The organism is Pirellulales bacterium, assembly GCA_033762255.1.
Taxonomy (GTDB): domain Bacteria; phylum Planctomycetota; class Planctomycetia; order Pirellulales; family JALHPA01; genus JANRLT01.
The window spans coordinates 80406-105050 of record JANRLT010000070.1 but is presented as its reverse complement, the minus strand read 5'-3'; the positions used below and the strand labels follow the sequence as shown (position 1 = coordinate 105050).

General features: G+C 54.1%; 20 protein-coding genes. 1 reads left to right on the top strand and 19 read right to left on the bottom strand.

The window, feature by feature from the left end; genetic code table 11:
• Window positions 1-95 precede the first annotated feature (95 nt).
• The 13 genes from SFX18_19545 to SFX18_19485 form a co-directional block, all read right to left on the bottom strand.
• The gene (locus SFX18_19545; GenBank protein ID MDX1965350.1) at window positions 96-320 is read right to left on the bottom strand and encodes a helix-turn-helix transcriptional regulator; all 225 of its coding nucleotides are present in this window, start codon (window positions 318-320) and stop codon (window positions 96-98) included.
• A gap of 149 nt (window positions 321-469) precedes the next feature.
• On the bottom strand, window positions 470-892 hold the full coding sequence (locus SFX18_19540) for a hypothetical protein (protein MDX1965349.1): 423 nt from the start codon (window positions 890-892) through the stop codon (window positions 470-472).
• 24 nt (window positions 893-916) lie between these two features.
• Entirely contained in the window at window positions 917-1105 is a 189-nt protein-coding gene (locus tag SFX18_19535; protein ID MDX1965348.1) for a hypothetical protein, read from the bottom strand.
• Window positions 1102-3060, bottom strand: coding sequence for a DUF3987 domain-containing protein (locus SFX18_19530; GenBank protein ID MDX1965347.1), 1959 nt, complete (start codon window positions 3058-3060; stop codon window positions 1102-1104). Before SFX18_19530 ends, SFX18_19535 begins: the two co-directional genes overlap by 4 nt.
• A gap of 108 nt (window positions 3061-3168) precedes the next feature.
• On the bottom strand, window positions 3169-3387 hold the full coding sequence (locus SFX18_19525; protein ID MDX1965346.1) for a helix-turn-helix domain-containing protein: 219 nt from the start codon (window positions 3385-3387) through the stop codon (window positions 3169-3171).
• Window positions 3388-3582: 195 nt separating this feature from the next.
• Window positions 3583-4173, bottom strand: coding sequence for a hypothetical protein (locus SFX18_19520; protein MDX1965345.1), 591 nt, complete (start codon window positions 4171-4173; stop codon window positions 3583-3585).
• 839 nt (window positions 4174-5012) lie between these two features.
• Entirely contained in the window at window positions 5013-5399 is a 387-nt protein-coding gene (locus SFX18_19515) for a hypothetical protein (GenBank protein MDX1965344.1), read from the bottom strand.
• Complete coding sequence (locus SFX18_19510) at window positions 5389-5796, bottom strand: hypothetical protein (protein MDX1965343.1); 408 nt, start codon at window positions 5794-5796, stop codon at window positions 5389-5391. Before SFX18_19510 ends, SFX18_19515 begins: the two co-directional genes overlap by 11 nt.
• Window positions 5797-6248: 452 nt before the next feature.
• Window positions 6249-7016, bottom strand: coding sequence for a hypothetical protein (locus SFX18_19505; protein ID MDX1965342.1), 768 nt, complete (start codon window positions 7014-7016; stop codon window positions 6249-6251).
• Between the two features lie 897 nt (window positions 7017-7913).
• On the bottom strand, window positions 7914-9344 hold the full coding sequence (locus tag SFX18_19500; GenBank protein MDX1965341.1) for a TolC family protein: 1431 nt from the start codon (window positions 9342-9344) through the stop codon (window positions 7914-7916).
• A gap of 530 nt (window positions 9345-9874) precedes the next feature.
• On the bottom strand, window positions 9875-12232 hold the full coding sequence (locus SFX18_19495; GenBank protein ID MDX1965340.1) for a heavy metal translocating P-type ATPase: 2358 nt from the start codon (window positions 12230-12232) through the stop codon (window positions 9875-9877).
• A 39-nt stretch (window positions 12233-12271) separates the two neighbouring features.
• Window positions 12272-12910 (bottom strand): Uma2 family endonuclease, encoded by a 639-nt coding sequence (locus tag SFX18_19490; protein ID MDX1965339.1) that lies wholly within the window; start codon window positions 12908-12910, stop codon window positions 12272-12274.
• Between the two features lie 36 nt (window positions 12911-12946).
• Window positions 12947-13573, bottom strand: coding sequence for a Uma2 family endonuclease (locus SFX18_19485; GenBank protein MDX1965338.1), 627 nt, complete (start codon window positions 13571-13573; stop codon window positions 12947-12949).
• A 144-nt stretch (window positions 13574-13717) separates the two neighbouring features.
• On the opposite strand from SFX18_19485, the gene SFX18_19480 reads away from it, so the two are divergent.
• Window positions 13718-14674, top strand: coding sequence for a hypothetical protein (locus SFX18_19480; GenBank protein MDX1965337.1), 957 nt, complete (start codon window positions 13718-13720; stop codon window positions 14672-14674).
• A gap of 55 nt (window positions 14675-14729) precedes the next feature.
• Here the strand turns inward: SFX18_19480 and SFX18_19475 are convergent, their stop codons facing one another.
• The 6 genes from SFX18_19475 to SFX18_19450 all read right to left on the bottom strand — a co-directional run bounded on the left by SFX18_19475 (window position 14730) and on the right by SFX18_19450 (window position 24550).
• On the bottom strand, window positions 14730-15845 hold the full coding sequence (locus SFX18_19475) for a serine hydrolase (protein MDX1965336.1): 1116 nt from the start codon (window positions 15843-15845) through the stop codon (window positions 14730-14732).
• Between the two features lie 170 nt (window positions 15846-16015).
• Window positions 16016-16324 carry a hypothetical protein gene (locus tag SFX18_19470; GenBank protein MDX1965335.1) on the bottom strand — a complete coding sequence of 103 codons (309 nt, stop codon included), beginning with the start codon at window positions 16322-16324 and terminating at the stop codon, window positions 16016-16018.
• 348 nt (window positions 16325-16672) lie between these two features.
• Window positions 16673-17194, bottom strand: a complete 522-nt coding sequence (locus SFX18_19465) for a CBS domain-containing protein (protein ID MDX1965334.1) — start codon at window positions 17192-17194, stop codon at window positions 16673-16675.
• 249 nt (window positions 17195-17443) lie between these two features.
• Window positions 17444-18769 (bottom strand): beta-ketoacyl-[acyl-carrier-protein] synthase family protein, encoded by a 1326-nt coding sequence (locus SFX18_19460; GenBank protein MDX1965333.1) that lies wholly within the window; start codon window positions 18767-18769, stop codon window positions 17444-17446.
• A 117-nt stretch (window positions 18770-18886) separates the two neighbouring features.
• On the bottom strand, window positions 18887-21178 hold the full coding sequence (locus SFX18_19455) for a SulP family inorganic anion transporter (GenBank protein ID MDX1965332.1): 2292 nt from the start codon (window positions 21176-21178) through the stop codon (window positions 18887-18889).
• Between the two features lie 165 nt (window positions 21179-21343).
• Entirely contained in the window at window positions 21344-24550 is a 3207-nt protein-coding gene (locus SFX18_19450; GenBank protein ID MDX1965331.1) for a hypothetical protein, read from the bottom strand.
• Between the last annotated feature and the right edge of the window lie 95 nt (window positions 24551-24645).

The following is a 24645-nucleotide window of genomic DNA, read 5'->3' as shown; positions in this document are numbered from 1 at the left end:
TGAGCGTTCCTAGACTGAGCGTTTTCCGCTTCCCGGTTTTGGCATCCGAGAATTGTAAATGCCGTCGCCCATTATTGCTGTAAATGGTTGCCATGTTATTGCTCGCGGATCGGGTTGGGTTTGTGGGGAACAAGTTCAATTTGAAATAACTTGGCCAGGGTATCTAAATGCCGGGGGGAAAATTTCTGCTTGCCGCTGGCGAGTCGGCTAAGCGTGCTCTCGGGAATCCCAGTCTCTCGGGAAATTCGGTAGCGTGAAACTCCCGAGTTATCCAGGATTTTATTCAGTTGCTCAATGATCGTGGGTTGTTTGCGGGCCATACTTGAATTATAGGAATCACTTGCGAATTATGCAAGCTTATCCAGGGATTCCGCACAGTTCCGCTTGATACGATGAACACGCTAAACGCTCGCCTAACGCTCGGTTGTGGATTATGGGTTCTAAGTCCAGGGGCTGCCCAAAACGCTCTCTAATGCAATTTAATCGCGTTGGATTCCCTAGCATCGTTTAAGTGAAGATTGCTCATATCCTGAAAACAAATGTCCGCATAAAGTTCTTCCGCTGTATCGCCGTAGCACAACGGAATTGGAAAGTTGCCATCCGTGTAGCCCGCCTCCCAGGGGTAACTTAAAATGTAGCCTTCCAACCCCTCTAAATCCCACCGCATAGCACATATATCCGGCCAAATTCTATTGCGGACTTCTTCAGACGCGGTTGAATAGTCACTCTCCCATTCCCTTAGCCGCTCTTTGATTGCTGCGCAACGTCGCCGGGCAGCGTTGCGCCGCCCCATTGAGTCACTGTCCAGCTTGATATGCGACACATAGGCAGTCTCACCAAAATACTCCCGGGCTAAACTCAACAGCTTTTGGTGAATGGTAGACTTGGCCATGAAACTTGCTCCTTAAATGGGTTGTCAAAATGGTAACGGTTCGGGAAGTTGTTCGCGGTTGGCTTGGTACTCTCTGAGTTCCGCTAAAAAATTGTTTATCGCAATCCGGGCTTGCTCACTGTCGAGGGGGGGAATCGTGGTATCTGGGGGGTTGGTTTGCCACGGTTTTGGTTCATCAAAGGGGAGTTTTAGTTGTCTCTCGGGGCGTCTCATGCCGCCCCCAATCGGCTTGCGCCGAAATTGTTTTCCTTAATGACAGAATGACACAACTCATTATTCCCCGCGTTATTGGGGGTTGTGTCAATTTCCAGGGGGGTATCGGGGGGGGTTGTGTCATGGGCCGGGTTGTCGAGGGCCATTCGGAACACGCGCGCCGGCCTGCCGGTTTCTCCCTGCCGGGTTGCCCAGTCCCCCAGCCCCTCTCGGGCCAGCCGTGATAGCATCCGCTCGGCATCCGTCGCTTTGGGAAATTGCTGGGGGCTTGCGCGCATCAGATCGCGGGCCGATAGTTCACCCCCATGCCGCTGGACAATTTCAACTATTTGCCGCGTTTCCCTCTCGGAATCGGTTTCGTGTAACAGCCCATACACTCTGGCCGTTTCCCGCCGCGCCCACTTCACAATTTCCACCGCCCCGCCAACCACCCCGCTATCCAGGAGGCCGATTGTCCCGCCCCCCTCATCCGCCCATACCGTCAAGTGCAAGAGTAAGGCTATTCGCGCGGCCGTTTCTTCTAGCTTGCTGTAGGCTGCCCGCAAATCACCGCTCAGCCCGTCCATTGCTTGCCCGTGTTCGTTGTAAAATTGAATCCATCGTCGCCGTGCCGCCCCGTCCAGCTCCAGGGTTGCCGGACGAAATTCTTCCCCGGAGTTGTGCGGATTGAAACTATGCAACCGCTCGGCCAGGGCTTGCATCGGGCCAGATAGGCTCGCGGGCAAATCCGCATCCCGCCATACGCGCGGGCTGCTCGGGGGAGCCGCCACTAGGAAACGGGCCAGCAACCCGTTTTCCCGATGCTCACTCCCGAGGGCCTGTGTGAGGGTTCGCGGTTGAATCGTGCCACAAATGCTAACCACGGGATTTTGCACATATAACGTCCGGGGCTTGCCACTCTTACGGTCAACAGTAAAATCCGCGTTGCTATAAATGCTGAGCCACGCGCTGGCGTCCGCGCCCCCCCGCGAGTTGCTGTATTTATCAAACCCGCACAGCCAGCCGTTTAGTTCATCCCGCGATAGCAACAGCCCGCGCGGATTCGCCGCCAGGATCGGGGCCAGGGCTTCAATCGTGCAATCCGCCACAACCAACCGCCGGGGGGCCGGTTCGCTGGGCTGCTCCCCGGGGCTGCTCAACTTCCCGGCGTGAAACGCTCTGAGGTTGCGGGCATAGAGCATTTGCTGTTCTTCATGCGCGCGCTCGGCTTGCTGGTTTTCTATGGCCAGCCGCCGCTCGATTGCGCTGAGAGGGGCCGTTGCCAGTTTCCAACCGGGCGATTTTTGGGAGCCACTTTCCGCCACCACCACGGCCCAAATGCTCGGGCTAACGTGCCAACTATCTTTTAGCCGCAATCGCACCGCGCCCCCGCACAACCCCCCGAGTGCCGCCAGCATGGGAAGCGCGATAAATGCCGGATCGCAACCAATGGATTCCGCCCCCGCCGCAACGTAGTCCCGCACTGTGCCGGGCAGGGCATCCACGGGAAAAGGTTCCCAACCCAATAAGGGCCGTGCCTTGCGCGGGCTGCTATCGGGGGGGAGTTCCGCCAGGGGTTGCCCCAGCTTGTTCTGTTCCACATTTCGCAATAGTGCAAAATGCCGCTCATGCTGAGAATGGGCGGCTGTCACTCGGGCCAAATGTTCCCGCCAATTGCCAGGCAGGAATCCGCCCCGGGCTAGCTTGGCAATTTCGGCCATCGGGTTTTCGACCAGCCCCCGCCCCTTTAGTTCAGCCACCAATAGCGTTGTATCCAGCGCGCCGGTTCGGCTATAAAGGGCAATCGCCGCTGTGACAATTTCCTTATAGTAGGCGTGATGAAAAGTTTCGCTGCGCAGGCTGCCGATAATTGCCGCTTGGTTTTCAATGTCAAGAATCAATTCCCCTAAAATCGCCGCTTCACTTTCGTGGGCTAAGGGCGGGGGTTGCAAGAGTTCACTCTCTCGGGCGTCCATGCTATAATCACTCCGGGGGCTGTCGCTTGCCACGCTCGCCCAACACTAAAGGTTATGTGAATCGCAACAAGAGCCAGCCGGTTGCCGCCGCGCTGGCTCTGGGCGTTGTTAGGGGTTGGCAACCGCCTGGGCATCAATCCAGGCTTGCAGTTTCGCGGGGCTGTAGAGCGTTCGCCGCCCCACCCGTAGGCAGGGCAATTCCCCGTCCCGGCTCATTTGCCAGAGGGTTTTTGTGCAAATGGATAGCATCCGCGCCGCTGTCTTGGAATTCACCAAGAGGGTGGCTTGCTCGGGGGCGGGGGCTTGCTTGTAGATTGCAAGGGCCATCGGTTCACCTGGGGTTCAAGGGTGGAGTGCCAGCCCTAAAATTGGGCTGATACTACAAATCCCCTTGCGCCAACCGATTGCGCCAACCCCGCTAGAGAATGCGGGGGAATGAGAGCGTAAATTGCAGATTACGAATTTCTAAAATTATTTTCGCTGACAACCGCGCGCCAACCAGTTTACATGCTAATTGATGGGCTATTCGTCGCTGTCATCGATGCCAGCATAGGGGTTGTTTCTTGCCCTATGATTTTGGGGAATGCACGTTTTATCTTTATGGCCCTGTATTCGTCGACCTTGGTTTTCGTCATCTTTCCCCGCCCGGTTTTCTATCCACCAATCCGTCTTGCCGATAGCCGCCCGCGTTACCCCGAATGTTTCGGCCAGGGTTTTCAGCGTTACATTCGGGGGAAGTTTCAGAATCCCGTCAATGGCCACGATCCGCGCGTTAACGGTTTGGGTTGTGTCTTTGGCAATCCGCTCTATTTCAGCGTGCTTGCCTTTAAGTTCAATGCCCCCATAGAGCATGGCAACTTTGGGCGCGCCGCTGGAATCGCATAGTTTAGATCCACTTTTAGCTCCCTCTGTTGGTAAAGATTGAGTTTTGATTTTTTCCTTGTATCTTGCAAATCTCCACTCTTCCAGGATTAGTGAACTTGCTTGTTCAAGATTATGAGCGAATTCGAAAGCACTTGTCTGATTTTCAAGCGGAATTGCGCCTCTCCTTGCCAAGTCTGCGTATATTTGCAACCCATGAGCATAGCGTAGCAATTCTTCTTCATTTTCCATTTTTCGCATCCTTGCCTAAAAGATTGCGGATGCTGGCCTGGGCAAAGTGCCGTGCAATTTGGCAAGGTAAGAGAGCCACCCTGCCCACGCCAGTCTGATTACACTTTCCAGTTTCGAACCCGGAAAGCCACCGCTACATAGAACTTACCATTTTTGCATTTTTCGCAAAGCCATGCGGCTAAAGTCGAGTCTCCCGCGCGCACGCGAGGGACGGCCAAAACAAGCGGTTTTTACGGGGTTTTCTGCCAGTTTTGCCAAAACGAGCGCAATCAGCCGCGAATTTCGTCCGCTTCCCGTGGAATTAGCCATTCCCAGACGCTTCCCAGAGGGTTAGCGGTGGGGTATCTGGGGTCTGCGGTTATTCTCCAAGCGAAATACCCCAATTTAACACCTATTTTTGAGGTTACGGAATTGGGATAATCAGACTCCCCGCGTGCTTTTCAGCCAGGGGGGTCTGGGTCAAAAAACCCTGAAAGTCGAGAATGTGCGACTAGGCCCTGCTAGTCATTCTTCTTTGCCCGACGGGCTTAACGCACCAGTACATAATCCAGATAGGGGGCATTGAAAGCCAGATCATACATAACTTATTATAAATCAAATACTTAGGGCACGTCGCTCACAACTGTTTGCCGGGTCCTTCCCGGGGCTATTAGCAATTGCGGTCGTCTAGAATCGCATAAATACGAGCAAAATTCATTCATTCCACCCCTGTTATCCTTGGGGGGACAGGGGGGGCTATATCTTGCTGGGCAAAACCGGCTCGATTTAATCGCGTTAGTATGCGTATCAAAGTTTTGGTTGAACTAATCCAACTCCAGCAACTTAACGCAGAAGTGGGTTTAATGCGAGCATAAGCTTTCGTCAGAAACATTATCCAAGAATTCTTGTGCAAAAGAGTCCATTTGCCTCTTTGCCGATTGATCTTGCTCTTGTTCCCATGATTTAAGCAATACAACCGTGAGCCATTCCTTACCGTGTTTGATTTTAACAAAGTTTGGAAGATCGCTTGTTATGGCACAGATATTCTTTATCAGAACGCCAACAAGCTCGTTAGTGTCGATTGATAAAAGCTTTGTAACGTGCTGGTTGAGCCGAACATAGTAGTCGGCATCCTCCCTGATTCGGATCAGGAGAGTATCCGCAGTCTCATTATGAGCGCAGTATGGTCTGAAATCGCAGTCTGTTGGATCAAAACCGGCAATTTCTAGCAAATTGTCAGTGGCCATAAACTTTGTCTCCGTTAACCCCTTCTGGTCTGTCGTTGTCGAGCTGTTTCCAACCCCAATTACAAATTGTACCGCAGTCCTTGATGAATATCGCGTACACCATACCTTTTGGTGCAGGGCAAACAATCGATGGCTTGCCTGTCGTTAAATCAAGTTTGCGAAAATCATTGGCTGGACGGCCAACATAAACCCAATCTCTGTCTGTATCGGACCTGTTCCATCCCTTGAAAATCGCTTCCACATTTCCTTCAAGAACTGTTTGCGCGAGTTTTGCACGAGCCAAAATGAGCATGTCGCGTTTGTATTGCTGCAACAAACTCGTTTCAAATCCAACAGACCATTGTTTCAAATGGTCGGTTGGGTGGATTGTCTCGATGCTCAGTGCCCAGCTACTCATTACAAGAGTTTGCGCGGATAGCAAAATAACGTCAAGGCAATCCGTTGAACATTTTAAAAATCCCGCATTTTACCATTATCATCTATTTATACTATATCGTATTTCTCTGGGCGGTTCAGGGGAATATTAATTTGTTGCAAGCTAATTCCACAAAAATGCCGTAAGTCATTACTGAATAATATCTTACGGTTAACTTTCATTTTCGCCTGCTTTACCTGTATTTTGCCAGAGCGTGCTCGATTGTCTACTTGAACTAGTCTGACGCAATAGCCGCTGCTTGTTTAAAGCGTGGCATTTGCTGGTAGCTATTGCTTGGCAGGAAAGCGTTTAGAGACTCACGCTATTTTGCTTATGTGTATTCGCCCCGGACTTTTTCGGCGTAAACTTTAGTCGAGAGAAACGTAATAAGGTATCCAATGGCGTGGGGGGCCTGCCCGTGCATACCATCCCACTTACCCCCCCAGGCTTCTTCGCCAGGGAGTTGTTTTCCTGAGATTAAAAGAGATATAGCCAATTATCCCAACTCCCATCCATACGGCAAGAGAGGCTGGTTCGGGCACTCCACTTGTAATATTGGAACGAAATACCTCAGATACAACTCCATCAAATTCAATAAGGAACTCTTGGCCAGCAGCCGAAGGGCCAAGCACTAGAAGTCCACCCTGCACAAGTCGCCCCCCTCCAGATGGCGGAATGATTAGCGAAGCGAAGGATTCAGCATGAATCGATTCCACGTCTCCATTCACGGGTAATACACGTGATCCACTTTCATCGCGTGCAATGGCTCCCCCACCTATAAGTGGGTGTACAGTTGTCATGTCGAAAAAAGTTGCTGAACTTTTCCCTTTGCTATCCAAGAGCTGCGCTGTGTAGGCGAACTGAGAATGCAGTGTGAATAATTCACCATCATTTGCCAAATACCCACGTTCAATTGCCCAACTAAATCCAACACTTGTGCCAACAGCGTCGGATGTGGCAACATATCGAAATATGGTTTTATCTGCAAAAACGAATCCATTAGACGAATCTTGCGGGCTAGCTAATGGAAGTCCTGATCCCAGAGGAGAACGTTCAATAGTCCAGATACCTTTACCGAAAAAAAGCGGCGGCTGCGTATAAATTGCGGTTGTGGTAAAAGCGATATCAGCAAGTGCATTTTTGCAGAATATCGCCGATCCAAACATGATCGACACTGCTAGAATCTTTATTGCTTGTTTCATAATTTCTGCTCAAATTGGAGTTCCAGTGAATGCCAGGGCTAACGCAAACTTTGAATAGGATAGGCAGCTACCCAAACATCCTAACTTAAATTGACTACACAACTTGAATTTGATATGCGTTTTCCATCGTTGCTCATCCTCATACGAAAATTCGCATTTTCAGTCAATTGAATTTGCGTTGATTTTGTTGCCGCCCAGTTACCCTAGTCATATGCAGAGTTTGCGTTTACCCTGCAGTGAATGCCCAGTACTGCGTGCTAGCTTAATCATATCTAATGGCGAAGGCAAACTCTATTTAAGTATGTCGCCGAATTTCTCAACCCCAGAATTCCACGCGTAAGAACATGGGCCGATTGACACAACCCCGAAATCCCCGTGAAAAAAGGGGTTCTGTCATTGTGTCATTGTGTCTTTGCAAAACGGATTCTCTTTTGCGAGTGCAAGAATCCGCTCGCGGGTTGGCTGAGAGAGACTGGGCCAGAGGGCAACCAGTTGGGCTATCTCGGATTGCAGTTCCGGGGGGCAATTTTCATAAATTGCAGAGCATTTGCAGAGGTTTACTTGCGAATCCCCGTTTTCGTGGGAAATACTGCAATCTTTCGAGTCCAGTATCGCCCAATCTTTATTGCTGTATTCCTGGGCATCATGAATATTCCCGGGAAATTCTTTAGGCAACTCGCCACCTTTCCGGTCATTTCCTAGGCAGTTTGCAGAAAATTACAAAGCATTTGCAGAGGTTTGGGTGGGCTTCCCCGGTAACTTCTGTTTCAGTTCTAAACATTTTCCGAGTTTTTGATTTGCTTATTCACGGTTATTTGCATCGCGGTATTAACGACAACCGACATTTGCGGCTGAGAATCCCTTTCCCCACCCAGCCAGATGCTAGTTTTTCCCCGATTATCTGCTATTCGTGGCTTGGAGGCTGTTGCTAAGGAGCAGACCTTCTATCTCGGTGGTGGCCGTGCGTAGTTCTTGAACGGCGGACAGATACTCAAGGTTGGTTTGGGAATAAGTCCGTTGGGCCAGCAAAAATTGCATGTAGTCAAACTCACCCGCTTGATAGGCTTGGCGGATCAATTCCAAATTTTCCCGCGCCATGGGGAGGATTTGCCGGGTGTAACGCTCGACTTGAACCCGGGCGGTGTCATACCGTTCAAAAACCACGGCCAGACGTTGTTGCAAGTCCAATTCCAGGGTATTAAGCGCCCGCTCGGCGGCCAGGGCTTCGTGTCCAGCCTGTACGATTCCCCCTTGGTTTTTATTCCACAAGGGGACCGGCAGCGTGACTAACACCGCGCCATTAATGCCATCGATCGCCCGGTCGTCCTGGACCGTCCCCTCAAACGTTACATTCGGCCGCTTTTCGGCCATGGCCCGCTGATACGCCCAGCGGGAGCGTTGAATTTCCGCCTGGGCGGCGGCAATTTCGGGACTTTGCGCAAGTAGCCTTCCCAGAATGGCGTTCCATTCCAACAGAGGAATTTGCGCGGCGGGATCTCCCGCGAGGGGTTGCGGGGGAAGAGTCGGCAGGCCGGCAGTGGCGGTCAATTTACGCCAAGCCGCGATAGCTTGGTTTTGCGCGCGTTGTTGCAACAAACGGGCTGAAGCCAATTCAATTGTGCTTTGTAAAAGATCGGTCTTGCCAATTTCCCGGGCTTCCAACCGTTGCTGGGTGATCCGTACCATCGACTCCGCCACGGTCACGATCGTGCTTGCTAGCTCCTGTCTTTGTCGCGCGATTAACACCTCAAAATAAGCGATCCGCACGTCCGTTAAGACACGTAATTCTTGCGCCGCATAAAACTCCTGGGCACGGCGCACTTCCTGGCTGGCTACCGCCCGGTTGAGCTGCAGTTTATGTCCTAACACAAATTCCTGGCCAAATATCACGCCCCGTTGCTCGGCGATATTGCCACTACCGGTCTGCTGACTGGAGTATCCCGCGTAAGGATTGGGGGGGAGGCCCACTTGCTCCCATTTGCCTCGGAGGGCGTTAACACGGGCCAAAGCTTCCGCCAGGGAGGGGTTGTTTTGCAGGGCCAACCGTTCCCAATCCTGCAAATTCCAGGCTGGGGCTGGGGTCGGAACAGCGACTGTTTCCGGGGTAATGGGTGGTAGCGGCGTGGCGGCGGTCACAGCCGCGACCGGGGGAATAACCGTTTGACCGGCGGCGGTGAAAGTTTCTATTGAGGTGGAGTGAACGTCGGCAAGGGGAGTTTGAAGCGTCGTATCGGGAACAGGTGGCAGGGGAGCCACCGATGCGCCCGTCTGTCCAAAGCAAAATGACACCAGCCCACAGCCATACAAAACCCCTACCAGAGAGCGCATCACCCTACTGGTACCCACGCGACAGCAACCACGGAAAAAGCCGAAAAGCGCGATAAGGAACATGGTTGCGGTAGTTGAATAAGCAAGTCGCTAGGAACTGGCCACGATCCCTATGCCAGCAGAAAGGAAGATGCGTTCAACCAGCCAGGGTGTGGTGTCAAAAAATATTATTTTCCAAAATGCTGTCGTATTGATTATGGATAACCTAATCCCATAACGCTGATGGGAAGCATAAATAAACTCGTACTCCGTCGACACTAAAGATTCGAGTGAGGCGGATCGGCCGCGAAGCACTGCCTACGGCTCTTGCCGCGCAAACCACAGACTCACCCCCGACGGCTCATCCGAAAACAAATCGTTGACAGAGGACTAGCTACTTATACCGGCAATATGGATAATATCGGTTGTTTGGATAACGCCACTTGATGGTGATTTAACCTTTTGGTGATACCATGTGAATGTCGCTAGCAGGTTTCAGATCATTTAAAGTAACAACTCCAGCTTTCAATACTAAAAACAAACGAAATATTTTATAGCTTTTGGGCATTAAGACGGAGGGCATTGGTCACAACCGACAGCGAACTGAGACTCATCGCCACGCTGGCCCAGACGGGGGAAATCATGATCCCCAACCAGGGATACAAGATGCCCGCGGCGATGGGGACGCTGACCACGTTATAGACAAACGCCAAAAATAGATTTTGACGAATATTTCCCAGGGTGGCGGTGGATAAATTTCTCGCGCGGGCGATCCCCCGCAAGTCTCCCCGGACCAGCGTCAGGTCTGCGCTTTCCATGGCCACATCCGTGCCGGTCCCCAGGGCAATGCCGATATCGGCTTGGGCGAGCGCGGGAGCGTCATTAATGCCGTCCCCCGCCATGGCCACGATAGCTCCCGTCGCTTGCAATTCTTGGACAATTTTCAACTTTTCCGCCGGCAAGACTTCGGCGTGGACTTCGTCAATTTGCAGTTGGCGGGCGACATCCTGGGCCACCGCCCGCTGATCCCCGGTAAGCATGATAATTTTTAGACCCGCCGCATGTAACAGGCGAATCGCCTCGGGCGTGGACTCTTTGATGCGATCCGCCACGCCAATTCGCCCCGCCAATTGACCATTCACGGCTAATAATAAGACGCTCTCCGCCGCGCTGGGCTGGTCTGGCAATTGCCCCGATGGGGCTGTGACGTTTACGCCCCGTTGGACGAGAAATTTTGCATTTCCCAGCAGCAATTGCCGGTCGCCAAGCTGGCCACTGACGCCTAGTCCCGTGTGGGACGTAAAATTGTGGATTGGGGAAATTTCCAGCTTGCGGGCGCGTGATTCCAGAATCACCGCCCGGGCCAGGGGATGTTCGCTGGCTTGTTCCAGGGCGGCGGACAGGCGTAAAACATCTTCCGCGCTGAATTGACCAAGGGGGATAACGGAAGTTACCCGGGGCTTCCCTTCGGTTAAGGTGCCTGTTTTGTCCACGACCAGTACCGTCGCCCGTTCCAAAATTTCCAGGGCCGCGGCATTTTTTACCAGGATTCCCTGCTCGGCCCCGCGCCCGATCCCCACCATGATAGAAAGCGGCGTGGCGAGACCCAGGGCACACGGACAGGCAATGATCAGAACGGCCACGGCATTCACCAGGGCATAGGCAAATGGGGGAGTTGGCCCCCAGAGACTCCAAATGATCAGCGTGGCAGCGGCAATCGCCACCACCGCCGGCACGAAATACCGCGAAATCTGATCCACGGTCCGTTCAATGGGGGCGCGGCTGCGCTGGGCCTCGCTGACCATTTTAACTATCTGCGCTAGCATGGTATCAGCGCCGACTTTTTGCGCTGTAATTCGCAAGCTGCCCGTGGTATTGATCGTACCGGCCAGCACGGTACTCCCAGGCTCCTTCTCGCTAGGAATCGGTTCACCCGAGATCATGGCTTCGTCCACCGCGCTTTGCCCCTCGAGCACGACCCCGTCCACGGGTATTTTTTCACCGGGGCGGATGCGCAATTCATCCCCCGCGCTTACTTGATCCAGCGGGATGTCCACTTCCTCTCCCGGTGAGACAATCTTGCGCGCGACTTTGGGAGTCAAACCCAATAGGCGTTGAATGGCCTGGCTGGTTTTGCCGCGGGCGGTAAGCTCCAAGATTTGTCCCAAGAGAATCAAGATGACCACCACCACGGCGGTATCAAAATAAGGCATCACCGAACCGTCGGCTTGCCGAAATCCCGCGGGAAACAACCAGGGAAAAGCCGTGGCCAACAGGCTATAGCCATATGCCGCCCCCACGCCCAAGCCAACCAGGGTGAACATATTGGGGCTGCGCTGGACGAAGGAGTTCCAGGCCCTTACAAAGAAAGGCCAGCCGCACCATCCCACGACCGGCGTCGCCAAAATCAATTGCACCCAATTCAGCGATTGCGCGTAATGATGCCAAGTCAAACCGGGAACCATATCCGCCATTGCCACGATAATAATGGGCAAGCTCAACGCCAAGCCGATCCAAAAACGGCGGCGAAAGTCGATCAATTCGGGGTTAGGTCCGCTGTCGAGCGTCACGACCCGCGGTTCGAGCGCCATGCCGCAAATGGGACACGGTCCCGGGCGGTCACTTAGCACCTCCGGGTCCATCGGGCAAATATAATCGACAGTTTCGCCGGGATTCGTGGTTGGCTGTTCCCCCGGGGACATGCTGGAAAAGGAGCCTACAGCGGCGGCATTTAGATATTTTTGCGGATTTGCCAGAAACTTGGAACGACAAGACAAGCTGCAAAAATGATATGTCGCGCCCGCGTACTCGGTCACACCCGCGGCCCGCGCGGGGTTGACCCGCATCCCGCAAACCGGATCGACCACGGGCGGGTCCGGTTGGATCACCGGCAAGGAGATTGTCTGCATGGAACACAAATATTTAATATTATTGGTTCTATCTAAGGATCAACTTTGTGGAAACTTTGGCGGGGTAAGCAAATTTCGCGAGGGCATTTCCGGGGATGGTTCGGGCGGGGGAAATTCGACCCGTTCGTAAATATCCCGCAGGGGAAGTCGCAGGCCGTAATCCGGCAGTTGCAGGGTATCTTCTAAACCAGCATAAATGCGAAAGGCCCAATCCGCGCCTAAGGTCTCGCGATGATAGTGCTCGATGCGGGGTTGGTCCTGCGCGATGAGCAGATAATCCCGCAGGCTTTCCAGTGTGGCGTAATGGTCGAATTTGATCGTGCGGTCGTATTTTTCGGTCGTGGGAGAGAGGATTTCGATCAGCAGAGAGGGATTTAATAACGTCAATTGGCGTTGGTCCGCGAACTGCGGAGAATGGCAAAAAACCACTAAATCGGGGTAACAGAGTAAATCCGAAGGACATTTGACCAGCATGTCCGCCACATAACTTCGACACGTTGTGTTTCTAAATTGCACATAAAAAAGTCCGCTCAAATTAAATGAGATCTGATTATGAGATGCATTCGCGCCCGCCATGGCAAAGATTTCGCCGCGGTAGTATTCATGGCGCACGACGGACTTTTGCTCTAGCTCTAGAAACTCTGCTATCGAGATCAACTTCTTGGCCACTGAGGACATGACGTACATACCTGCAAAAAGGATGCAATAACATTATCATAACTGTGGAAACGTGGTTATAACCTGCGGAATTTCCGGGGATGGTTCGGGCGGGGGAAATTCGACCCGTTCGTAAATATCCCGCAGGGGAAGTCGCAGGCCGTAATCCGGCAGTTGCAGGGTACCTTCTAAAGCGGCATAAATGCGAAAGGCCCAATCCGCGCCTAAGGTCTCGCGATGATAGTGCTCGATGCGGGGTTGGTCCTGGGCGATGAGCAGATAATCCCGCAGGCTTTCCAGTGTGGCGTAATGGTCGAATTTGATCGTGCGGTCGTAGTTAGCGGTGCCCGGGGATAAAATTTCAATCAGTAACGCGGGGTTTTGCAAAACTAGCTTTCTGGAATCAGTGTATTGCGGGTCAGAGCAGAAAACAACTAAATCGGGATAGGTCCATAGTCCGCTGGGGCATTCGACCATCATGTCAGATGGGAAAAAGCGACATGGACGTCCTTTGAATTGTGCATGCAATAATCCACCCAAGTTTGCCGCGATTTGATTGTGATTCTCCGTGGCCCCTGCCATGGCAAAGACTTCGCCACGGTAAAATTGGTGCCGGACCTGGGAATGCTGTTCCTGGTCGAGGAACTCTGTGATCGTGATGCTTTCTTTTGCTAGGGTGGACATGCGTGTAAATGCATTGAATTCATCAATGCTAGCAAAAAAATTGCGACGGCTTGCGCATGGAGAATTTAGGAGGACTTTGCCGATTATAACAGAGACGTCCCAATCTTAGCAAACATCAGGATGCCATCTGCCAACGAGTGAATCATGGGTTACAGCCAATCATTATATTCGGGATTAGCCTGCACGCTGTGCTTTGCGGCTAGTCAATTTTGCCTGGCGGCCGATCCTCAAAATGTGCGTGAATATCAACAAAACGGTGTTCAAGTCCGCGAATGGACCGAAAATGGCGTTACCCTGCGCGAAACGCGACAAGTTCTCAAGCGACCCGTGTGGGAAACCAAATACGAGGACCAGCCCGTCACCGCCTACCGGGAAGAGCTAAAAACCGAGTACCAAACCGTCATGCGGCAGTACCAAGTTCCCATTACTGAATGGGTGCCTGAACAATATATGGTTAATCGCTGGAACCCTTTTGCCACGCCATACATGCAACAGCGGTATGTCCCCCGCACGCGCTACGAATGGCGGCAAGAACCCCAGCAAATTCCCATTACCCGCCGCAACTGGGTTCCCCAACAACAAACCCAAAAAGTGGCCAAGTGGGTCCAGCGCGAAGTCGAAGAAGAAGTTATTCGCCGGGTGGCGATACGGGATGTGCCGCCGGGGCTAAATACTCCCGCTAATACCGCGCTCGTCGCCACGCCTAATGCCGTTGCCCCCTCCCCCACAACCAGCGGCGGCAGCGAACCGTTTGCGGCTCCTTCCGCAGCGACGCCGTCGGCACCCGTGTCGGGCCAAAACTATGCGTCGTCCGCTTTCTCCCCAAACTCTCCGGCAACGGCCAATTTAGCGCAGCGATCCCCTAGCGGCGCGACGCCCCCATCTTCCCCCGCCGCACCGCCGACGGTTACCGCTAGCACGCCGGTTAGCGCGCCGGCCATGCCCCCCACTAACAGCGGGACTAGTCTGTACACCTTGCCCGGTTTAACACCCCAGCCCAGCCCGCAACCCACGTCGCCATCGGCAGCTCCACCTGGTTCGACGAACGGGACATGGCCCGCGAATCGAAACGGGGCCACTCTCCAACCTGTGGTCCGATAGCAACCAGAGGCGCTGTCCCGGCGGCTTTTGGCGTGGCGAACAACACCTAGAAGCCTTACCGGGATTGTTCCGCCATTGGGCGGACTGTTAACTGGCTCATGGTCTGCCGCAATAAATTCTGATTGGGTTCATCCTCGGGTAGGGGTTTGTCATGCAGGCCGGGGAGCAGTTTTTCCCAGACAAATCTGAGTTGCTTTTGCATGTCGCCATTTTTGGCGGTCATGACAATCACCGCATCCTGCTTTGGCAGAACAATGCAGAACTGCCCATCCCGGCCATCCCCCCGATATGCCCCGTGCGTGCAACGCCAAAACTGATAGCCGTACCCCTGGTCCCAATCGCTGGCCGGATTGCTGCCATTGGCGGTTTGCCGGCCGGTGGCGGCCTTGACCCAGTTTTTAGTAAGCAGCCGCTTACCCCGCCATTCTCCTTGTTGCAAATACAATTGCCCGAACTTGGCGATATCCTCGGTTAAGATATGCAGGCCGTATCCTCCCACGGTGATTCCCTGGGGAGATTCTTCCCACTGGGGATTGCGAATGCCAAGCGGTTCAAACAGACGGGGAGTCAAGTACTCTCGCACGGTTTCCCCGGTGGCCTGCTGTACGATGGCCGATAGCATGTACGTGGCCGAAGTGTTATACAAAAAGTGGGTCCCGGGCTTAAATGGAACCGGATGATGCAAAAAGGTCTTGGCCCACGGCTCATTGGCGGTGCGGGGGGGTTCGGTCTGGTGTCCGGTGGACATGCGCAGCAAATCCCGGACGCGCATCGCCTTGAGGTTATCGCCGGGATTTTCGGGAGCCAGATCGGGAAAGAACTTGAGCACTGGATCATCCAGGCTTAATTTTCCCTCTTTGACGGCCAGGCCCACCGCGGTCGCGGTAAAACTCTTGCTAAGCGACCAAAGCACATGCTGCTTATCCGCCGCTTCGGGGCTCCACCAGCATTCCGCCACGACTTTTCCATGTCGCAGCAGCATAAAACTGTGCATGGTGTCAATCTCGCGATCGACAGTGGCCACAAAGTCGTTAATCGCGGCGGAGGAGACACCCTGCGATTCGGGCGTGGCCCGCGGTAAGCTCTGTTCATCCGCCGCCCACAGAGGCCGCGCATTCCACCCGCACACTAACAACACCGCCGACATGACACAAGCAATGCGCATCCGCATCGTTGATTCCCCTTTCCTGATTGAGATAACCGCCTAACAGGCACGCTCTCCCCCGTCATATATTTGATCGGGGGTTTGCCTTACGTTAACGGCGGCCGGGGCAAATTGCAAGAAAGTGCCGCACAATAGCGCGGCACGGGCAGGGGCGATCTGTTTGGGAAAGCAATCGCTTATTCCAAGCTGGCTTGGTTTTCCGGCGCGTGCATTCGCCGCCGACGGGTCGCCTTGGCCTGGCTCCATTCCTTGGTCAACGATTCAAAGACTTCGGGCGATTCGTAACGAATGATGTTTTTGCCCTCCGGCATGGGGCCAATCAACCCGCGAAACACCGGCATTCCCCGTAAGCCCAGATCGGTGCTACAGTCGTCAATTCCGATCTGCGTGTGGGTGCGTTGCAGATTGTCCGGCTGGCTATAATCCCGAATACGCAATTTGCCGTCAGCGCCGCGAGTCACGACACGAAAAGTGTCTTTTGGCATAAGCCGTGTGGGTGTAAGAGGAAAGAACCATGCCCGGAGGATTCCTTTCCCCGCACACCCCACCATCAACGATGCTTCGCCAGAAGAGTAAATATACCCATCCCGGCGTAACTTGGGGGATAGTGGATTTATCGTCCACGGACGGCCAGAGGGGGATGAATTTCACCGCCCGCTTCACGATTGTGCCAATCAGCGCAAGAGTCAAATCCGGTATTTTCCATCCCCCGCAGGATAGTTTAGCAATTCGGGATGGCCTGGCATATATCTTTCCCCGTGGCAGTAATGTACCCCCATCCATCAGCAGGGTATTTGCCCGGAGAAACTAATCATCCCTAACGCCGGCGCCGGTCAAACCGCGTTCAACGCGGATCGTGGAGCGACAATGCCGGACTCATGGGCAACCAAGAGCGCCTCAAGCATGATATGCAAGTCGGTGCCGGTTAAGATACCCACCAGTTGTCCCTCCCGCTGTACGGGGAGACAATTTATCCCGTGCAACAGCAATAGCCGCAGGGCCTGGGTAATGGGCAACTCGGCGTCGATCAGCACAATATCGCGGCTCATAATTTCGGCCGCGGTGATGGAATTGAGGTAGCTTAAATCCTGCTTACCATCGGGCCCAAAGCAACGCAGGACATCCCGGTCGCTGACAACCCCCACCAATCCCCGCCAAATATCCGTGACCAGCAAATGACGGAATTGCTTGGCATGATAGAGCCGAACGATATCCGCCACACTGGTATGCGACTCAATACATAAAGGGGCGGGGGTCATGCAATCCGCGACCCGCCAATTTGACATTTGGTCGGCGGCCAGACGTTCCCGCATCACTTCGGCAATTTGCTCTCGTTTGGCGTCGAGACGATCCATGGCCGCATTCCCGTTAGAAGCGCACGGACGCGCATGGCAAAGTTGCCGCCGCGCGTGATCATGCTATCAACAGTTAGCTTGGAAAAGGAACATGGGCAAATCACCCGCACAATTCCGGCGAATTCTCCAGGAAAAAGCATTTTCCCGCTGTTAACCATTCCCCCATGGTTAATCCCGCAGACCCCTATAACCGCGCGCCGCGGCAAAAACACCACCCCCGTTACCCGTGGTAAAACCGCGCACCACCGATCAACCCGTGTAGGTCCGCACTAAAATTCCCGCCGCTTGACCCTGGGGGGTCACATTAAGATTGAGCACCGAACTTCCAGCGGGGGTATCAGAATCGCGCACCACTCGCAGCGGGCAATCCGGGTCGGGTGTTTCATAGTTTAATACGGGGAATAAACGACCTTCTCTTAGTGCCAGCAAACTGGCAATCAACTCGACCACGCCGCTTCCCGCACCAAGATTGCCAAAATTGCTTTTGGCGGCGACCACCGGAATCCGCCCCCCAACCTCCGCTCCGCAACCCGTTAAAATCGCGCGGGCTTCGGCTTTGTCGCATTCGCGCGTCCCCAGGCCATGCGCATGAATGTGGCCTAATTCGGCGGAGGATATTCGCGCATCGGCCAAAGTCTGTCGTATGACATGCGTCAACGCTAACGCCCGGTCGGCCACGCCGCGACGATTGGCCACCGTGGCCGAAGCATGACCCGCCAACTCGCCATAAATTTTTGCCCCCCGCGCCAGGGCATGGGACAATTCCTCCAAGATCACCACCCCCGCCCCCTCACCCAGCACCATGCCGGTCCGGTCCCGGTCGAACGGCCGGGCCGCCCGTTCAGGCTGATCAGCTTGGGCTAGCTCTTCGGTCTGGACGGCGTGGATGGCCTTCATCGGTTGCACGCGCGTGCCGGTGGCCCCCGCCACCATCACATCCGCGTGGCACCGCGCGATCGTCCGAAACGCTTCTCCCAATGCCAAATTTGCCGACGCTTCCCGCTGTGTTAATGAGTTATTTGGTCCCCGCAAGTCGTTAAAGATCGACACATGCGCGGCGGGCATATTAGGCAGATACTTCAACAGCCACAGCGGATACAACTGGGGAAAGGCATCCGTCGCCCATTTGCCATAGACAAAATTTTCGCCATTTTCGCCGTGGCAGGCGGCTATCCCCGCGCTAAACTCATCCGGCGAGGAGAGCATATAATCCGACCCAAAGAGCGTCCCCGTGCGATCGGGATTGTACCGCGGACCGGGAATTAATTCGGCGTGAAAGAGGGCTTTTTGCGCGGCGGCAATACCCATTTGAATCTCGCGGCACATCACTTTTTGTGCTTTGCGAATGGTTTTTTTCAATTCCTTATCCAGGGGGCCAAAGTTATCGGCATCGCCGGTAAAACATTTAGCCTCGGCCGCGATATTCACCGGCAAGGCCCCGGCGGGAATACTATCCAACCGACCAACACCACTTTTTCCACTGGATAATGCGATCCATAAATCCTCGGGCGTATCGCCTAGAGGAGAAACGAGACCAAAACCGGTGATAACCACACGACGGGAATCTGGGGGCATGGGAAATTTGCGCAAACCAGGCAGACTTTACTGGGAATCCACTTTCCTTAATATACCTGCTAGCGGCCAAACTGGCCAAGTGGGGAAATGGGGACGATCTAGGAAAGCAAACCCATATCACACATTTCGTAATAGATAGTGATTTGGCACGGATTCCGTGGCCGTCTGTGCGGTTGGGGAAAGAATGCTAATTCTTCCCGTGGCCACGTCGTACACCGCTCCCACGATCCCAATTTTTCCAGCCGCTAATAGCCCCCCCAACATCTTGCTCTGGGACTGAATCAAAGTGACGACATGCGCCACATTGCCCCGGATCACCTCATCCACATAGGCATCCTTTTCAGGCTTTGACAAGTGCTCAAAACGTTTGTCCAACCTCTTTGACACTGATTCCTGAATCACACTGACAATTGATTCCAAGTGATCGCAATGGGTGGCTTGAGCGGCGGTTTTGCCCGCATGCGCCAGTTCCACGGCGGAAGTAACCGCTCCACAGCGGGTATGCCCCATGACCAAGATCAGTTTTGCGCCTGCCACGGCGCAGGCATATTCGAGGCTTCCCAACACTTCGTTGCTGAGGATATTTCCCGCGATCCGCACGCTAAAAATATCCCCCAGCCCCAGGTCAAAGATCAATTCGGTGGAAGTGCGGGAATCAATACAGCCGAGCACCACCGCCAAGGGATGCTGACCGGCGGAGGTCGCGCCGATTTGCCTTCTCAGGTCGCGCGTCAAACGCTGGCCGCTGAGGAAACGCTGGTTTCCCTCTAGCAAAATTTGCAGTACTTGCGCGGGGGTAAGCTGGTTTTGCAGTTCCCGGGTGGAATAATCCACGTATTGCAGCCGATCTTGCAGGAAATAACGCTCTTGAAAGCCTTGCAGGCTGACTTTGATATTGCGGGCGGGAGCGGATTTTTCGGTAAAATCACGTAGCAAATCAAGAATGTCGGGATCAATGTAATCGGTGTTAGAGGCGTCGATCAACACTTGCCCCCCCCGGGGCACCGCTTCGAGATTTTTGATGATCACCGCGCGATTCAAAAAACTGACCTGATTCGCCAGTTCCAAATGCAACACCTCCCCCCCCAAATGCTTTTCCACGATGCGGCGAATCGGGCGGCGAAGATTGCTATTGAGGATAAAGCCCAGGCTGACCGCCAGGCCGATCAACACCCCGATCAACAAATCGGTAAAAACAATCGCCGCCACGGTCACCACAAAGGGCACAAACTGGTAAAAACCCGCTTGCCACATTTGTCCTACCAACCGCGGACTGCACAGCTTTATCCCGGTATAAAACAAAATAGCCGCCAAACAGGCCAGCGGGATCATGTTGAGCCAAAATGAAAAAAATAAAACGCCCACTAGCAGCCACAAACCATGAAAAATCGTGGACCAGCGAGAGAGCGCGCCGGCTTGAACATTGACCGAACTGCGAACGATCATCGAGGTAATGGGAATCCCCCCCACCAAACCCGCCAGGACGTTTCCAGCCCCCTGGGCAAAGAGTTCGCGGCTGGCGGGGGAAATACGCTGGCGGGGATCCAGGCGGTCGGCGGCTTCCAGGTTGAGCAAGGTCTCCAACGAAGCCACGGCCGCGATGGTGGCAGCCGAACCATACACGGCCAGATTTGTCCACTGGCTAAAATCCGGCCAGGCCAGAAACTTGGCATAATCCGCCAATTGCGGCACCAGTGGCAACTGCACAAAGTTATTGGCAATGATCGTCCAATCATCGCCGAGGCGTTGAAATAAGCGGCTTACCCCCACCCCCAACACGATCACCACCAATTGCCCGGGGATGAGCATGCTTTTGAGGCCTGGTTGTGTATCCCAGAGCCATAACAGGCCTATGGAACCCAGACCCACCACCGCCGCGCCGGGATGAATATCCCAAAACATTTCCCCCAGCTCATAAAATGTGTTGGAATGATCAACCTGCAAAAAGGCAAAATCCCCTTCGGGGTCGGCGTCATGCCCCAAGAGATGCGGGATTTGCTTTAAGATCAGGATGATGCCAATCGCGGCGATAAGCCCCTTGATCACGCTCCCGGGGAAAAAATCGGACAAAAAGCCGCTTCGCAACAGTCCCAGCCCCATTTGCATGAATCCGGCGATCACCACCGCCAATAAGAATGTGTGGTATGATTGCAAAAGCGGGATCTGTGCCGCCACCACCGCCGCCGTGCTCACCGCCGGGCCGCTCACGCTGGTCGGGGATTTACTGAGCCATCCCACCACCACGCCTCCGATCACACCCGCCCAGACTCCGGATAACAACGGAGCGCCCGAAGCCTGTGCAATCCCCAAACATAGCGGCAACGCCACCAGGCTAACAGCCAAACCCGCGATTAAATCCCGCATCCACACGGGAGCTAGTCCGACCGCGCTGGCAGTGGTGGAGGTCATCTTTTGTGCTTTGCGGGGGAATAAGTGTCAATTGAAATACAAAGGGAAGCTACAGTGTAAGCAAGCTTATCGCCGCTCGCAATTGAGAAATTACCGTCGGGATCGGCGCCTTTCGGCTAGCCGCAATCCGCGTCCCTCAAGAAATATTATTCGCAGTATACAGTATTACAGAAATGAACGTGAGCGTACCCGCCATCCGCGGTTAAACCAGAATCCAGCTCCCACAGCCAAGCCCACCGCATAAAAGTAACCCGGCTCGGGAATGGGAAAGCCCCCTACGGCCGTGCTGGCCTGGGTGAAATTTTCATACAGGGAATTCCAATTGGTTTGGACAAAAGCCAAGTCGATTTGGTTGACCAGTCCATCGCCGCTAAAGTCCCCCTGGGCCCAATGACGGCCCGATAGTAGCCAATTGGCTCGTAGCAGCGACAAGTCCTCACGATTGATCAGGGTGTCCAGGTTAGCATCGCCATAGTCGGTGTGAAAGATGGTGCGGACCAATAGATCCACATCCTCGGGTCCGGCGGTGCCGTTCACATCCAAATCATACACCCAGGCCGTGCTGCCAAGATTATCCCGCAAGGCGTCAATGTCAAAGCTATCGACATTATTGAACGGGGCGTTCATATTTCCCCGGCGGCGCAGCAGGCGGTCATACTCGTTGAGCACCGACTGGGAGAAACGCCGCTCCACCAAGTATTCCCCTAATTCATACAAATCGCGATTATCGATCCGGCCGTCGGCGTTCAGGTCCGCCGCGGGATTGAACTGCGCGTTTTGGGAATACAGCACCTGCTCAAAGCTCCCAGCGCCATACAGGTCATTGACCAGCACTTGCCCGTCAAAGTTCAAATCCGCCAAACCTGCGCCGCGGGCGTTGGCGGGCTGAACGCCGGTCAGCCGCTGTATATTGTAAGTGCCGGTGATCTCGTAGGTGACAACCGTCACGGCGTTGTTGCCGCTGGTCATGCCAAAAAATCCCGTCTTGAATATATCCTGGTCCAGCCGGTCGGTATTTCCCTGACCCGCGTTCACTAGGGCCAGGATCTGCGCGTCGGTTTGATTCGCGGGGAGATTGAGAAACACCTTGACGTTGTCGGCGGTTTTATCAAGTGAGCGAATCCAAATGTCGTTGTCGCCCACGCCGGAACCAAACGGGTGAAAACTATCCACCGCGCTCACCGGCAAGAGACGATCGATATAAATTGTTTCGCGAAAATCCGTAAATACCGCCGGGCCGCCGTCGGTACGGCGGCGGTACGCACGGGTGGTGATAAAGTTGTACCCTTCCGGCAGTCGCGTGGCGTCGATGGTCTGGGTGTAAACGCCATTCCCCGTGGGGCTGCCATATCCGGGTGTCCGCACGGTCGCGAACTCTTCAAAGCCGTAGCTTGTCGGTCCCGGCGTGCGATAATCCACTTGGCCGTTGCCATTGGCGTCAAAACCGTCGTTAATACGCAAAAGCGCATTGTCGCCATCGGCGTCGGGATCGCGCACGCCATTAGGCAGGGTTACGGCCTGCGTGTGGAGCGTGACGTTGAACGTATTTCCTTTGATCACGGAAATATCCGCCAGACGAGTAATCCCGTTTTGATAGTCGTTAGGCGGGGGAGTGCCCCCCTCCAGCACCGAATGCACATTGGTCAGTTCAATGCCGTTTTGGGATTTGGGATTTTGCAGGCCGTAGATCAGATAACCTTTGTCTCCTGTGCCGCCGTTTCGCAAGAAACGCACATCCACCTTGGTGGGCCCCTCAAAAAAATCATCCCGCACCCGGACCACCTGGGGAATATTGGGATTAAGGGCCGCATTCCCCGTCAGTTCAACCAGATACGTCCCCCAGGGAAAATTGACATCCATCGTCCGTGAATCAAACCCGCTGTCGGTCCGGTTACTTAAAAGCACCAAGGCCGAGCCTTCCCGTTCATAGGCAAAATTTTCCTTCTCCAAATAGCGTTCCAGATAATTTCCCCGCCCATGCGTGTTGCGCAATTCGACCAGCGTGGTGATCGTGTCTCCATAGATTCCGCCCAGGGCGTCGCCGCGGCCCGCCTTGGGAAAGTCGCGATTGTCGCCGTATTCCTTGCCATTCATATAGACAATAGCGTTTCCCGGATGCATCAGGATGTAGGCGTGCGCGACGTTGTTTAAATGCGGGCCAAAGCTGTCATGGCTTTGGACAAACATCACCCCGCGGGAACCGTTATGCAGGCCGTCGTCCGTCACGTCCAGCGCCGCGTTGCGCACGTTGTTCCAGTTATTTACCACACCGTTGCTGGTCAAATTTTTCTGAAATGCGTCAAACAGCGAAAAATCCAGCGCATCTCGATTTCCGCCGATCCGGCCAGTGTCATTCGGATTAATGTTTTTTTTCACATAATTGTTGAGCACGGAGGTGCTACTATCAAAGGCCTCAACAAAGCCGAACACGTGGCGGGGGCTGCCATCCAGGTTGGTTCGCGGATTTGACCGATACACGGCACGGTCATAATAGTTGTAAACCCACAGGGGCATATGCTTGGCCGCGTCGATGCGAAACCCGTCAAAGCCCACATGCTGCACCAACCACTGATTATTGCGCATGAGGTAGCCCAGGGCATTTTCGGCCACCGGGTCTCCAGCCAGGGGATTGGAATTATTAAATGGATAGACCGCGATATTGGTCTCTCCCGTGACCGGGTCAAACAACATGATCGGTTGCTGCTGTTGGTCGGGGTAGAAGCGGCGGTTATTCTCATTTGGCACATTCGCCAAACGGCCAAAGGCGGGAATAGTGCCCGCGCGGATATTATTGGCAAATCCCGGCACGGGATTGCGGATCATAAAATGGTTGGTCCCCTGGTCGATATCCACCAGTCCCGACAAACGTCCTTCCAGGTCGCCGGTGGCAAACGCGCTATGAAAGTCGCCATCAATGGCGCCGGGCAGGGTGATGTTTAGTCCCGGATATCCCCCCGCGTTAAAAAATCCCGGCGTGCTATTATCGCTAAAAGCCGCGTGGTTCCAGACCATATCGGCATAAGCGCTTAGTCCCGCTTGATGCCAGGTGTTGATTGTTTTCTTTAATTGGCTCTCGGTTCCATAAAACGTTGGCCTGCCCGTGCTTCCTAGGTCAAAGCGGTCATAAACGTCATAGCCGACGGATTGGCCTCCTTCCGCCCTTCCCACGGGAGGAACCCAAATCGAGCCATAACCCGCCGCAAAGACATCCGCCGTGCGACGTTCCATGGTCCGCCAACTGGTCTCGTACCATTGAAAAAACGCGGGGGCAGAGACATCCGCCGCCAGCGACAAACTCGTCCCCCAACCACCAACCAGCAAACCCAACCCCATCACCCAAGCACGACAAATCGCGCGGCAAGCAGCCTTCATGGTTGTCTATCCTAAGAAAACGCCCCCCACATGTCCCGATGTCCCCCCCAAATCACTCAGCGCCAGAAATAGCGTTTAAAATCCACTCACCCCCT

What these genes read in the sequence shown, in the direction of transcription:
- SFX18_19545 (MDX1965350.1), bottom strand. Translation starts at nt 320, where the DNA reads ATGGCCCGCAAACAACCCACGATCATTGAGCAACTGAATAAAATCCTG.
- SFX18_19540 (MDX1965349.1), bottom strand. Translation starts at nt 892, where the DNA reads ATGGCCAAGTCTACCATTCACCAAAAGCTGTTGAGTTTAGCCCGGGAG.
- SFX18_19535 (MDX1965348.1), bottom strand. Translation starts at nt 1,105, where the DNA reads ATGAGACGCCCCGAGAGACAACTAAAACTCCCCTTTGATGAACCAAAA.
- SFX18_19530 (MDX1965347.1), bottom strand. Translation starts at nt 3,060, where the DNA reads ATGGACGCCCGAGAGAGTGAACTCTTGCAACCCCCGCCCTTAGCCCAC.
- SFX18_19525 (MDX1965346.1), bottom strand. Translation starts at nt 3,387, where the DNA reads ATGGCCCTTGCAATCTACAAGCAAGCCCCCGCCCCCGAGCAAGCCACC.
- SFX18_19520 (MDX1965345.1), bottom strand. Translation starts at nt 4,173, where the DNA reads ATGGAAAATGAAGAAGAATTGCTACGCTATGCTCATGGGTTGCAAATA.
- SFX18_19515 (MDX1965344.1), bottom strand. Translation starts at nt 5,399, where the DNA reads ATGGCCACTGACAATTTGCTAGAAATTGCCGGTTTTGATCCAACAGAC.
- SFX18_19510 (MDX1965343.1), bottom strand. Translation starts at nt 5,796, where the DNA reads ATGAGTAGCTGGGCACTGAGCATCGAGACAATCCACCCAACCGACCAT.
- SFX18_19505 (MDX1965342.1), bottom strand. Translation starts at nt 7,016, where the DNA reads ATGAAACAAGCAATAAAGATTCTAGCAGTGTCGATCATGTTTGGATCG.
- SFX18_19500 (MDX1965341.1), bottom strand. Translation starts at nt 9,344, where the DNA reads ATGCGCTCTCTGGTAGGGGTTTTGTATGGCTGTGGGCTGGTGTCATTT.
- SFX18_19495 (MDX1965340.1), bottom strand. Translation starts at nt 12,232, where the DNA reads ATGCAGACAATCTCCTTGCCGGTGATCCAACCGGACCCGCCCGTGGTC.
- SFX18_19490 (MDX1965339.1), bottom strand. Translation starts at nt 12,910, where the DNA reads ATGTCCTCAGTGGCCAAGAAGTTGATCTCGATAGCAGAGTTTCTAGAG.
- SFX18_19485 (MDX1965338.1), bottom strand. Translation starts at nt 13,573, where the DNA reads ATGTCCACCCTAGCAAAAGAAAGCATCACGATCACAGAGTTCCTCGAC.
- SFX18_19480 (MDX1965337.1), top strand. Translation starts at nt 13,718, where the DNA reads ATGGGTTACAGCCAATCATTATATTCGGGATTAGCCTGCACGCTGTGC.
- SFX18_19475 (MDX1965336.1), bottom strand. Translation starts at nt 15,845, where the DNA reads ATGCGGATGCGCATTGCTTGTGTCATGTCGGCGGTGTTGTTAGTGTGC.
- SFX18_19470 (MDX1965335.1), bottom strand. Translation starts at nt 16,324, where the DNA reads ATGCCAAAAGACACTTTTCGTGTCGTGACTCGCGGCGCTGACGGCAAA.
- SFX18_19465 (MDX1965334.1), bottom strand. Translation starts at nt 17,194, where the DNA reads ATGGATCGTCTCGACGCCAAACGAGAGCAAATTGCCGAAGTGATGCGG.
- SFX18_19460 (MDX1965333.1), bottom strand. Translation starts at nt 18,769, where the DNA reads ATGCCCCCAGATTCCCGTCGTGTGGTTATCACCGGTTTTGGTCTCGTT.
- SFX18_19455 (MDX1965332.1), bottom strand. Translation starts at nt 21,178, where the DNA reads ATGACCTCCACCACTGCCAGCGCGGTCGGACTAGCTCCCGTGTGGATG.
- SFX18_19450 (MDX1965331.1), bottom strand. Translation starts at nt 24,550, where the DNA reads ATGAAGGCTGCTTGCCGCGCGATTTGTCGTGCTTGGGTGATGGGGTTG.